The 11328-nt window shown below is 55.3% G+C and carries 10 protein-coding genes and 2 pseudogenes; all 12 read right to left on the bottom strand.

Features of this window, described 5'->3' with window-relative positions; genetic code table 11:
* Positions 1-751 precede the first annotated feature (751 nt).
* The 12 genes and pseudogenes from B2W49_RS03435 to B2W49_RS03380 all read right to left on the bottom strand — a co-directional run bounded on the left by B2W49_RS03435 (position 752) and on the right by B2W49_RS03380 (position 11152).
* A complete protein-coding gene (locus B2W49_RS03435; RefSeq protein WP_004963463.1) occupies positions 752-1903 on the bottom strand; it encodes a S1C family serine protease in 1152 nt (383 codons plus the stop codon).
* A 119-nt stretch (positions 1904-2022) separates the two neighbouring features.
* On the bottom strand, positions 2023-2247 hold the full coding sequence (locus tag B2W49_RS12170) for a hypothetical protein (RefSeq protein ID WP_414630574.1): 225 nt from the start codon (positions 2245-2247) through the stop codon (positions 2023-2025).
* A 3-nt stretch (positions 2248-2250) separates the two neighbouring features.
* A complete protein-coding gene (gene trx-GI, locus B2W49_RS03425) occupies positions 2251-2691 on the bottom strand; it encodes a heat resistance system thioredoxin Trx-GI (RefSeq protein WP_291334357.1) in 441 nt (146 codons plus the stop codon).
* Positions 2681-3826, bottom strand: coding sequence for a hypothetical protein (locus B2W49_RS03420; RefSeq protein ID WP_291334356.1), 1146 nt, complete (start codon positions 3824-3826; stop codon positions 2681-2683). The genes trx-GI and B2W49_RS03420 overlap by 11 nt, the downstream gene beginning before the upstream one ends.
* Before the next feature lie 79 nt (positions 3827-3905).
* Positions 3906-4517, bottom strand: a complete 612-nt coding sequence (gene hdeD-GI, locus B2W49_RS03415) for a heat resistance membrane protein HdeD-GI (RefSeq protein ID WP_291334355.1) — start codon at positions 4515-4517, stop codon at positions 3906-3908.
* A gap of 96 nt (positions 4518-4613) precedes the next feature.
* Positions 4614-5501: a heat resistance protein YfdX2 gene (gene yfdX2, locus B2W49_RS03410; protein WP_291334354.1), complete on the bottom strand. Its 888-nt coding sequence runs from the start codon at positions 5499-5501 to the stop codon at positions 4614-4616.
* Positions 5502-5521: 20 nt separating this feature from the next.
* On the bottom strand, positions 5522-5695 hold the full coding sequence (locus B2W49_RS03405) for a hypothetical protein (RefSeq protein WP_291334390.1): 174 nt from the start codon (positions 5693-5695) through the stop codon (positions 5522-5524).
* Positions 5696-5710: 15 nt separating this feature from the next.
* Positions 5711-8560 carry a heat shock survival AAA family ATPase ClpK gene (gene clpK, locus B2W49_RS03400; RefSeq protein ID WP_291334353.1) on the bottom strand — a complete coding sequence of 950 codons (2850 nt, stop codon included), beginning with the start codon at positions 8558-8560 and terminating at the stop codon, positions 5711-5713.
* Between the two features lie 93 nt (positions 8561-8653).
* Positions 8654-9223 (bottom strand): Hsp20/alpha crystallin family protein, encoded by a 570-nt coding sequence (locus B2W49_RS03395; protein ID WP_291334352.1) that lies wholly within the window; start codon positions 9221-9223, stop codon positions 8654-8656.
* Positions 9224-9284: 61 nt separating this feature from the next.
* A pseudogene (locus tag B2W49_RS03390) lies at positions 9285-9374 on the bottom strand (DNA-binding protein); the annotation flags it as partial.
* 143 nt (positions 9375-9517) lie between these two features.
* Positions 9518-10629 (bottom strand): annotated as a pseudogene (locus B2W49_RS03385) (site-specific integrase).
* Between the two features lie 295 nt (positions 10630-10924).
* The gene (locus tag B2W49_RS03380; protein ID WP_253173479.1) at positions 10925-11152 is read right to left on the bottom strand and encodes a hypothetical protein; all 228 of its coding nucleotides are present in this window, start codon (positions 11150-11152) and stop codon (positions 10925-10927) included.
* Between the last annotated feature and the right edge of the window lie 176 nt (positions 11153-11328).

Raw genomic sequence — 11328 nt, 5'->3', positions numbered from 1 at the left:
AATCTTTGTGCAACAAAGCCGTTTCATTAATAAAATGATTGCAATAAAATATTTATACGCAACACCAGATGAATGGAAAAATCGCTTTAAAAATTTATTCATAAGCTTACAGAAGAACAAATCCTAATTAAAGAATATTTTTTATACAATCATATATGTATGAAATTACTTGGTATTTCATGTTTTCTATAAATTTGCGAAGTAGAAAAGAGTGAAATTTTAGTTCAGTTGTGGGATGCAAATAAAGTTTCATCCTAACCCTAAAAACAGAGAGAAACGTCGCGCGCTCTCCCATTCATAAAAAATCACCTTTATATCAGTATGTTGTGATCACTTTCACCCAAGACTGGATCGTTTTGCCTTTCATGGGAGAATGATTAAGGGCGCTAAAGTATCATCCTAATTTTCGCCCAGGCTCGAAATATACGGTAAATGGTGAAAATAAAAATTCATCCTTTTCCGATGTTGCCCGTTCCAACACGTAAGCAGTCAGTCAGAAAAAACACATAGATCCAATCCCTAGCGAGCATTGAGCTCTCTCATCCGTGCCAACTGCTCCAACCCTTGGACGCCCTAAATGCTTACCCAAAAAAATCAACACCTTCTTTTAAAAACACAATCAAAAATGACTCCCTTATATCCATTTAACCTAAACAGCCTTCCCCCCACTGCACTAGCTAGGGCTCGTAGTTCGGCACAAGGCTGAAGTCGCTTGGCTGCTTCGCTGTGCAGATCCATGACCAACTTTCCATCAAACTCCCGGTTGTAGTTCCACAAGTATCTCGCGAGTCTTGCCTGCCCGCTCCACTAACAAGACCACAACATCTCCAACGTTCTTGTCGTCTAGCCGGGCCTGTAATGTGGTGACGTCGTCGACGGCGATACCGTCGATGCTGATAACGCGATCGCCGGGCACGATGCCGCCTGCGGTGACCTCGACGCCGACGAGCCCGGCCCTGTGCGCCACCGAGCCCGGCGTCACGCGCAATACGAATACGCCCTTACTACCGGTCAGCGCCTGCAGACGCGCGTTGAGCTGCTCATCCACCTCGATGCCCAGCGCCGGACGGATGTACTTGCCGGTCTTTATGAGTTGCGGCACCACGCGCATGACGGTATCCACCGGCACAGCGAAACCGATGCCAGCGGACGCGCCCGAAGGGCTGTAGATGGCGGTGTTGATGCCGATCAGCCGCCCGGCCGAATCGAGCAGCGGGCCGCCGGAGTTGCCGGGGTTGATAGCGGCGTCGGTCTGGATCAGGTGATCGATGGCAGGCCCGCCCCCTTCGCCGTCGAGGGTGCGGTCGAGCGCCGAGACGATGCCGGTGGTGAGCGTCCAGTCCAATCCGAAGGGATTGCCGATAGCGAACACTTTCTGCCCGACCTTGAGGTCGGCACTGGTGCCCACCGGCACAGCGGGCGGGCGCTTGAAGCCGACGCCGATCTTGAGCACGGCGATGTCGTGCTCGGGGCTGGCGCCCACCAGCGCAGCCTGATAATCACGACCGTCGGCCAGTTTGACCGTGGCAGACGATGCCCCCTGGATGACGTGGAAGTTGGTCACCACGTGGCCGGCATCGTCCCAGATGAAGCCGGAGCCGGTGCCGCGCGGCACGGAAAAGACATTGCGCGACCAGACGTCACGCACCAGTTGCGCCGTGGTGATGTAAACCACCGACCCGCGCGATTTCTCGAACAGTTGGATGGTGGTCTGCTCGTCTGCCGCCAGATCACCACGCGGTGTCACCGTGCGCTCGGCCGCTTCGCGCGGACTGAACCAGGCTTCGATGGCAGGCAAGAACTGCCACAGCAGCATGAGTGCGGCGATGCAGCCAGTGATGACGAGCCAGCGCCGGATGAATCGGTCCGGCGCCGGGCGGCTGTTGAGGTCGGGGTAGGTCATGCCATTCTCCTTGTTGAAATCAGCGCCAGACACCGCTGGCGCGCCAACGCGGTGGGCGTGGCGCCAAGGGGATGTCCGGCAGAAATGGGCTGGAATGAAGTGGTTGCGGTGCCATCGAATCAGCCAATTCCCGCAAGCGTTGGATGCGCTCTGTCGTCGAATTCGTGCACCCGCGACAAACCCAGCAGCGCGAGCTGCGGCGAAACGGCCAGCAACAGCAGCGCCGGCCACTGGATAGCGACTGTGCCCCACAGCAAGGCGGGCACTCTGAACGCCGCCGTCGCCATCGCCGCCAGGCTGCAAGCCGCCAGCAGGATTAACGTAGCACCAAGCAAGCCCTGCATCGGTCAGCGTCCCACTTGCGTCGACGTCCAGCGCATAATGTCCTGCGCGCCCATGGCGCCCGCCTGACGTGCAACCTCATGTCCCCCTCGGAACAAAATCAGGGTTGGAATGCTGCGAATACCGAACTGGGCGGCCAGGTGAGGCTCGGCCTCGGTATTGACCTTGGCCAACCTCACCTTGGGTTCAAGCAGGGAGGCTGCCTGCTCGAACTGCGGGGCCATCATCTTGCACGGCCCGCACCAAGGTGCCCAGAAATCGACCAGCAGTGGCAGGTCGCTGCGCTCCACGTGGCGCGAGAACGTCGCCGTGGTCAACTCGATGGGCTCGCCCGTGAACAAAGGCTGCTGGCAGCGGCCGCAGTTGGGATGTTCCGATAGCTTCGCAGTCGGTACGCGGTTGATGGACTGGCAATGCGGACAGACAAGGTGAAGATCATTCTTCATGGTTCGCCTCCTTGGACCACAGTGAGGCTGCCGCGCTTCGGGTCACAGACAATGCCGACCAATCAACGCCTTGGAGCCAATCGTTCCCGTCTTTGCTTACTCCGGCCTCTTCCAGATGAGCAGCGATGAACGCTTCGGCCTGCATGAGCCACCTTTGGACAGTATCTTCCTTACTAGGAATCTGCAGGATTTCAGAGACGCTGCTGGCATCCAGCCCGTCCACACGGACAAGCAGAAAAATGCGCCGCCACAAACGCGGCATGTCCTTCAGCAGGTCGAATGCGAAAGCGAACTCGCTCGACCGATCAACTAGCTCCTGCTCTTCCGCGATCGTTGCGGCATCGGGATGCTGACTGTCAGCGATGATATCGGCCAGCCTGAGTGTGTCATCGGGCTGATAAAATTCGAAGACTTCCTCTTCCACCATGGCCTCGGCGACGTCCTGGGCATCCGCTTCGACCAGCGCGTCCAGAGAAACGAATTCGCCAAATTGCCGGCTGTTTGCCACTTCGTGATCCAGGACGGCGAACAGATGCTTCAGAAGACCGAAGTAAGCCGCTTTTTCTTCCGGCACGGATTGCCATTCCACCTCAGCTTGGACAATCGCTTCATCCACCACGTCGCGCAGCGTCGGATAATCGCGCGGTAAATCGCCGACGGCACGCAGATAAGCCAGCTCACGCCTTGCGACAGCCTCAAGTTTCGACAGTAGAGGCATTCGGGTCACTTTGGCCTCATGGGCGGCTGACGCGGGTTTTGCGGCAATTCGCACCTTGAGCTCGCGCAAGCGCTCGCGTCGTGCTTTGCGCTTGATTTGGTCCTGAGCATGCAGCCGGTCAAAATGCTTCTTGGCCTGACGGAACAACGACTGTGCGAGCATCTGCGCGAGGGGCGTCAGCTCGTCATGTGATGCAGTAACGCTGACAATCTTTCTGCCGGGCAGGTGCATATAGCCACTGGCCAGAAATTGCCGCTTGGTCTTGTCGCGATCAAGGACGATTCGAAGTCGCACTGAATCTTTAGTGTGTTTGTCGAGCAATGGCTTGAGGTCGCGCTCGACCGCATTTCCCAAAGCTCTCTGCCATGGTTCATGAAACTCTTTGTCGACAGCTCGATAGCTATATTGCATCTGCATGTATGACTCCTTTAATGTCATTTCTATGGAGGCACGAACCGAAAATGCTCATATCCATAGAATTTAGTTTGACCCGCTCTTATCCCTGGCGCGTTTTGCGAAGACGCCAACTCAAGAACAAAAGCGTGACACCATAGACTGCCGCATAGAAGCCCAACAGCCAGCCTGCGGCCAGGAATGACTCGACCGGACGGGAAAAAAATATCCACAAGACGATAGCGCCAAGGACAATCGAGAGCAGTCCACTGAAGGCAAGCCAGATTTCACCCTTGATTTCTTGACGCAGCCGAACCGCGGCGGATATCTCCAGCACACCGGTGAAAATCGCCCAGAAGCCCACGCTAGCCCATAAAAAAGAAGCCATGACCATCGTGGCGACCCAAGGAGCAACCAGGACGACGACGCCGGTAAGTATGCCGACAATGCCGCTGAACAGCAGCCAGCCCCAGCGCTCTTTTTTCTGGATATGGCGCACCGCTGCAACCAAGTTGAAAGCGCCATTGACCAAGGAAAATGCGCCGAACACTAAGGTCATGGCCAACAGAGCCGATTGTGGCATCCAGAACGCAAGGGCTGCAAAAATCAATGCCAAGACACCGCGCAGCACAAAAAGCCACCAATTTTGGCTCAGCGAACACAGTGCTTTGGTGGGGTCATCCGCATTGGAATTAGCGATGGTGTCTGTGTTCATGCAATATCTCCTAAAGATCTAATGGGGTGAAAAAGCAAACACTCCTGAGCCAAGAGAGGGGCGCGACGCGCCCCTCTTACGCCCTATCCAGCGGTTTCAGAACAACTTGGACAGCTTTGCCTTGATTTCATCGAGCCAGCCTTTTCCGCCGCCTCCCCCAGCCGTCTTTTGCTTGACTTTCTTGAGTTCAGTATACAGGGGCTCAAAGTCCTTCTTCTTTCCATAGCCCAGCAGTTCTGCCATTTCCAACTGCTGCCGCGCTTCGTTCAATAATGTCTCCAGGCGCTCATTGGACGCTTCGCTCCGCTGACCATCTTCTACCAAGGTCTCGGCGCGCTTCAGGAGCAGCTTCGCACGCAGGATGGGCAGCGGAAGCACGCTGCGCTCCTCGACCAACGTGCTGAGCGCTGACTGCAGCGCGGCTTTGGCTTCTTCGATCTTGCCCTGATCGATCAGCGGCACGACTGCCTTCACGGCTGCGGGATAGGACGCCAAAGGGATGTTGGTGACCGCGATCACGATTTCACTGGCCAGCAAAGCCAGCACGTGGCGAGCCTGTTGCACCTCGCCATGTTTGAGGGCATCCAGCGCCTCGTCGGTCATCGCCTCAATGGTTTCCGTGTTGGCGAACAAGTCGTGCACGATGGTGCGCACATCAACGGGGGCCAGGGCGAGCGTGGGTTCGCGCGCAACGATCAGCTCCAGCTTTCCCGTCACTTCGGCCAGCGTTGCCAATGCGCGTGCAGCGTCCTTGCCGTCAAGTGCGGCCAGCGCTGATTTGGTCAGCGCCAAGGCCGAGACGGCCTCATCGAGGACTTGTTTACGTTTGTCTGCCGCCTGCGAGTCCGTTTCCTTCTGAACCTCAGGCTGTACCTCCGTGACGACTTCAGCCTTGGCCTCTGGACTGACAGGAAGGCTGCTTACCGCGGCCTGTTCGTTTATTTCTTTGTTCGTCGCATTGGGATTCGATGTTTGCTCATTCATGGTGATATGCCTCGTATGAGTTAGTGAAAATAGGCGAATCTATTGGGGCTGACTGCGAACATCGCGAGACTGACCGACAGAGCAGTCAGCCCCTTCATCACCTCAAAGAAGATGACCGCGTGCCCCGCTGTGGGGATAGTGACCGCCAGCGGCACGAGGGTGGCTGCCCATGTCAGCCCGTTGGGGTCGGACACGACAGCCCCCATCGCTCAAGATTCGCCGCCCGCTGACTTCTTCTTGCGCGCAGGCTTGCTCGCGTCGCTCGGCGGCGCCTCAGCCACGTTCGCGGCATCGGGCTTCTCAGGCTCGGCCGGCTTCGCGGGTGGCTCCTGGCGCTCGAAGACCACCCGTTCGGCCTTGTCATCCCAGCGGGCGCTGGCGTGATCGCCCTTGCCGATACCGCCACCCAGCATCTCGCGCGCCAGTGCCGTCTCCAGCTCGCTGCGGATCAGCCGCTTGAGCTCACGCGCGCCGAACTCGGGCTTGTAGCCTTCCTCCGCGAAGTGATCGATCAAGGTCTGATCGAAGGTCAGCGTCACGCCCTGGCTGGCGGCGTTGCGGGCCACACGATCGAGCTGCAGGCCGACGATATGGCGGATCTCCTCCTTGCCCAGCGCATGGAAGACGATGATCTCGTCGATGCGGTTGATGAACTCGGGGCGGAAGTGTCCGCGCAGCACGTCCATCACCTCGGACTTGGTCTTCTCATACTCCTCGCCGGCGGCGCTACGGGCCTTCAGCCGACGCTGGATGATGTCCGAGCCCAAGTTCGAGGTGGCGATGATGATGGTATTGGTGAAATCCACCACCCGGCCTTTGCCGTCGGTGAGGCGCCCGTCGTCGAACACCTGCAGCAGGATGTTGTAGACGTCGGGGTGTGCCTTCTCGATCTCGTCCAGCAGCAACACGCTGTAAGGCTTGCGACGCACCTTCTCGGTGAGCTGGCCACCCTCGTCATAGCCCACATAACCCGGAGGCGCGCCCACCAGGCGTGCCACGGTATGGCGTTCCCCGTACTCGGACATGTCGATGCGCAGCAGCGCACCTTCATCGCCATAGATGGACTCGGCCAGCGCCTTGGCGAGCTCGGTCTTGCCCACGCCGGTCGGCCCGAGGAACAGGAACGTCGCCACCGGCTTGCTGCCCTCGCGCAGGCCCGCCCGCGACAGCCGCACGGCATCGGCCACCGCGCGCACTGCTTCATCCTGACCCACCAGGCGCTCGTGCAGCCGCTGCTCCAGATGCAGCAGCTTCTCGCGTTCTTCCACCGTCAGCTCGTTGACCGGAATGCCGGTCAGGCGCGAGACGATCTGTGCGACATGCTCGGCCTTGACTTCGGCGCTGCCCGAGGCGCGCTCGCGTTCCCATTCCTCGACGAGCTTCTTGAGTTCGGCCTCCTTGGCCTCGATGCGCTTGCCCAGCTCGGCGGCCTTGTCGTACTGCTTGCGCGAGGCCACATAGTCCTGCTCACGCCGCAACTGATGCAGTTCGGCCTCCAGCTCTTGCACGGCCACTGGGCGCGCCGTGGCCGACAGCTTCACGCGTGCGGCTGCCTGGTCGAGCAGGTCGATGGCCTTGTCGGGCAAAAAGCGCGCGGTGATGTAACGGTCGGACAACTCGGCGGCGGCGATGATCGCATCCTCGGTGATGCTGACCTTGTGGTGCGCCTCGAAGGTGTCGCGCAGGCCGCGCAGGATCATCATGGTCTGCGCTACCGTCGGCTCGGGCACCATCACCGGCTGGAAGCGACGCTCCAGCGCGGCATCCTTTTCGATGTACTTCTGATACTCGTTGAGCGTGGTGGCGCCGATCAGGTTCAGTTCGCCGCGCGCCATCATCGGCTTGAACACGTTGGCCACGTCCAGCCCGCCTTCGCCGCCACCCTGGCCGGCACCGACGATGGTGTGCACCTCGTCGATGAAGAGAATCATCTCGCCCTGGTGCTCGGTCACTTCCTTGAGCACCTTCTGCACGCGCTCCTCGAACTCGCCGCGGTACTTGGCGCCGGCCACCATGGCGTTGATGTTGAGTTCGACCAGACGCTTGTCACGCAGCGTTTCGGGCACTTCGCCGGCGACCATGCGCTGCGCCAGCCCCTCGACGATGGCGGTCTTGCCCACGCCCGGCTCACCAATCAACACCGGGTTGTTCTTCTTGCGCCGAGCCAGCACCTCGATGGTGGTCTCGATCTCCTGCGCACGGCCGATCACCGGGTCGAGCTTGCCGTCACGCGCCATCTTGGTCAGGTCACGTGAGTACTTGTCGAGTTCCGGCGTGTTGGTCGGCGTCTCGGCGCGGCCATCCTCGGCGCCCTTGCCGACCACCTTGCTGACCTGTTGGCGCAGCGCCTGCGGCGTCAGGCCGTAGCGGCGCAGCAGGTTGGCGGCCAGCCCTTCGCCTTCCTCGGCCAGACCGACCAGGAAGTGCTCCGGACCGACATAGGAATGGCCGAGTTCGTTGGAGGCCACGAAAGCACGGCTGAGCGCATCCTTGACGCGGGGCGACACGCCGATTTCGCCCTCGAACGGCTTTTCGCCGCGCTTGGCTTCGGATTCGATCTGTTGCTTGAGGTCATCGACCTTGATCTTGAACTGCCCCAGGATGGTCTTGACCACGTCGCTGTCGGATAGCGCCAGCAGCAGGTGTTCGGTATCGACTTCGGCGCGCCCGAACTCTGCAGCGTGTCGGGCGGCCTCCTGCAATAGGGCCTCGGACTGTTCGCTGATACGGCTGGCGAGCCCACTGCCGCGACGGCGCGCAGTGCCCGTACTGGTCGGGGCGGGTTCGCCGAACGAGGCATCGACCACCTCGTCGGTATCGGCCGCCATGGACGGCGAATCGTCACCGATGCGGAAGAAGTCGCTGCCGAGGAAATCTTCGAACAGCCCGCTGCGCGAGCCGAACAAGGCTTCCAGCGGCGAGACGGTGCGCTTTTGCTGGCGCACCAGTTGACGGTAATGGTCGTCACACAACAGCATGGTGTTGTGACGACCATTGAGATTGGCTTCCACCCGCACCGTGGCGGGCTGGCCGCAGACTTGGCATTGTTTTCTGGCCATGCTGATGCTCCTGTAAAGATTGATCTGAAGAGGCACCGCCGATCACGGTGCCTCATCTCTTTGTGGTTTTTGAGAAAAACGCGCTGCCCCGCGTCAGCCGTTGATCGGGATCGAGCGCCCCTGCTTGGGCGTACTGGCCTCGCGCTTTTCCATCGTGATCGTGAGCACGCCGTTCTTGAAAGCGGCCTTGATCGTGTCCTGGTTGGCATCGGCCGGCAGGTTCAGAGCGCGCTGAAAGCTGCCGTAGGAGCGCTCCACCCGGTGGAAACCACCGTCTTTGCTTTCCTGCTCCTGACGCTTTTCACCGCGCACCAGCAGCACGTCATTGTCGAGCGTGATCTGGATGTCTTTTTCCTCGACGCCGGGCACTTCCAGGGCGATCTTGTACTGCTTGTCGGTCTCCTGGATGTCCAGCGCCGGCTTCAGCAGGCCCGGCCACTCCGACGGCCAGCGTGGCATGGCCAGCGTCGGGAAACCGAAGCCTCGAAACGCGTCGTCGAACAGGCGGTCGATCTCGCGATGCAATTGCAGGATAGGACTGACGGGCCCACCCGCCACCGGCAGGTCATTGCGCTGCACCGGGAGCGAGGCAGTGCTCTGTTGTTCTTCCTGCTCCTTCTTGAACCAGTTCCAGGGAGCCAATTTCTTGAAATCAATGTCCATGTCACACCTCCAGAAATCAATTGAAGACTCACTCAATCCGTTTGCCTGCGGCGAAGGACAGCGCGGCGAGCCGATAAAGCGTCCGCTTGCCGACTTTCAAGTACGCTGCCAATTCATCGAGCGTGAAAATCACCTGTAGGTGCGCTTTCATTTCGCCCTCTCCAATCGCGTCGCTTTGCGGTTCCGGCCAAGGAAATCATTGCAAGACTTTGCTAGATATTGCGCTTACCAGAAAAAATATCAAGAGTCAATGGACTTCCGTCATAAATCAACAAACGTACAATTTATTTGATCTTAAATATCCATAATATTTTTCCTGACCTTTACGGATACATACCGCTCCAGACTACTCCACGAATCATGCAGGCTCACTTGCTGGATTTGTGGAATAGTCATTCCTTTCTCGGCCAAACGTGTACAACCCTCATGACGTAAATCATGAAAATGTATGTCATCTATCCCCAACAACTTGCAAGCCTTTCTAAATTCACTCCCCATTGTCTTTGGGCTTAACGGCACGAGTAGGTTTTCATCGTAACCTCGTTTTAACATCCGATTGCGGACATCTCCATCAAGCAATAAATCAATTATTTGCTGACAATCAGCATGGACACTAAACTCTTTGTGGTTGCCTTTAGAGCCATTCGGATTTTTTAAATCCCGAATCTTCCATAATTTATTCGTTTCATCATAGTCATCCAGTTGCATCCGTGTAATCTCTGCTTCCCGTCTGCAAGAGAAAATTGCAAACCACATGATTAAGTGCATAGGGTAGCTGTAAGATGAATGATTCCATTTTCTAACAAAATACTTTGTAAGTCTTTCAAGCTCATCAAAAGTAGGTAGCCTATCTCTTTTTTGACTAGATGATATTTGACGAGTCTTTCTCAATTGGGCAGTGGTTTTATCAAATGTTGGTAAATCTATTTTCAAATTCCACATGATTGAAGCATGGCTTAATACTCCTCTAATATGCAATAACTCATGCTGTAATGTGCTGGTAGCTATTGGCTGTAAATTCAGTTTATTAATTCCTTTTTTCCGTAAAGACACGTGACTAGAGATATGAGTTGAACTTATTCTGTAACCCTATTCTGGGCAATGGGTAACTTTTGAATTAATTTAAGCGAGTATGTTTTAGTACGCCCATATTGATCGCCAACCTCTGCTAAATATTTGGTAATCGCATCATCTAAGGTTAAGTCCACCAAGTTTTCCTGTCCAAAGAGAATCTCGGGATTTTCATCTATCTCTGCTTCACGTTTACCGATCCACAGGCTAGCTAATCGCTTTGTAGAAAATGTCTGGCTTTCTTTAAATGCAGGAAATCCTTTTTTATTGATTCTGATCTCCGCACGATAACGGATTGTTCCATCCTTGAGTTTTCGTTGTGCTATAGTACCCACAAAATTTACGCCATAGAAAAATTTACGCCATTATGGCGTAAAAATGGCGTAAATTCTAATCGAAACGGTGCGAATTAGGCGTGAATGATTGCAAATAATTTAGTATCAATATCAACATAAATGGATGATTTTTAATGATTAAATCAGACACTCTTGAAAATACTAAAGATTTCAGAATTAGCGTTGCGCCTATGATGGACTAGACAACATTTAAAAATTTATTCTTATTATCAGTGGTTTAATTAAATAATAAAAAGCACGGTGCAAATACGGTGCAAAATAACTATCGGTCCTATTATTTAGAGGACTCCATTTTTTCCTGAACAGCTCTATAAGTCTTCAAAAATATTTTTGGCAACTCTACATAACTCATCATTGCACCATTTGGTTCTTGAAAACCTAATGCTTCTGAAAAACGCTCACGCCAAAATATTTCCAAATCTCCACGTTGATAAAGTTTTGGTGGATGCATGTCAGGATCTAATAGTTTAAAAAACAGTTGAAATAATTCTTCGGTATGCATGACAGATCTCCAATAACAGTACAGAAAATATATCAGATGTAGAGATCACACACATATATATGACAGCAATGGCCAAAGTTTGGAAAAGGCTTTTTTAATGTGATTTTGATGATTTTGAAAATTTCAGGTGAGAAAAAAAAGAGGTTAGAAAAGTTAGAAAATTATAAAACAGTATT

The organism is Acinetobacter sp. UBA801, assembly GCA_002296655.1.
GTDB lineage: Bacteria > Pseudomonadota > Gammaproteobacteria > Pseudomonadales > Moraxellaceae > Acinetobacter.
The sequence above is the reverse complement of the archived record's forward strand: the minus strand, read 5'-3'. Positions and strand labels throughout refer to the sequence as shown.

What these genes read in the sequence shown, in the direction of transcription:
- B2W49_RS03435 (WP_004963463.1), bottom strand. Translation starts at nt 1,903, where the DNA reads ATGACCTACCCCGACCTCAACAGCCGCCCGGCGCCGGACCGATTCATC.
- B2W49_RS12170 (WP_414630574.1), bottom strand. Translation starts at nt 2,247, where the DNA reads ATGCAGGGCTTGCTTGGTGCTACGTTAATCCTGCTGGCGGCTTGCAGC.
- trx-GI (WP_291334357.1), bottom strand. Translation starts at nt 2,691, where the DNA reads ATGAAGAATGATCTTCACCTTGTCTGTCCGCATTGCCAGTCCATCAAC.
- B2W49_RS03420 (WP_291334356.1), bottom strand. Translation starts at nt 3,826, where the DNA reads ATGCAGATGCAATATAGCTATCGAGCTGTCGACAAAGAGTTTCATGAA.
- hdeD-GI (WP_291334355.1), bottom strand. Translation starts at nt 4,517, where the DNA reads ATGAACACAGACACCATCGCTAATTCCAATGCGGATGACCCCACCAAA.
- yfdX2 (WP_291334354.1), bottom strand. Translation starts at nt 5,501, where the DNA reads ATGAATGAGCAAACATCGAATCCCAATGCGACGAACAAAGAAATAAAC.
- clpK (WP_291334353.1), bottom strand. Translation starts at nt 8,560, where the DNA reads ATGGCCAGAAAACAATGCCAAGTCTGCGGCCAGCCCGCCACGGTGCGG.
- B2W49_RS03395 (WP_291334352.1), bottom strand. Translation starts at nt 9,223, where the DNA reads ATGGACATTGATTTCAAGAAATTGGCTCCCTGGAACTGGTTCAAGAAG.
- B2W49_RS03380 (WP_253173479.1), bottom strand. Translation starts at nt 11,152, where the DNA reads ATGCATACCGAAGAATTATTTCAACTGTTTTTTAAACTATTAGATCCT.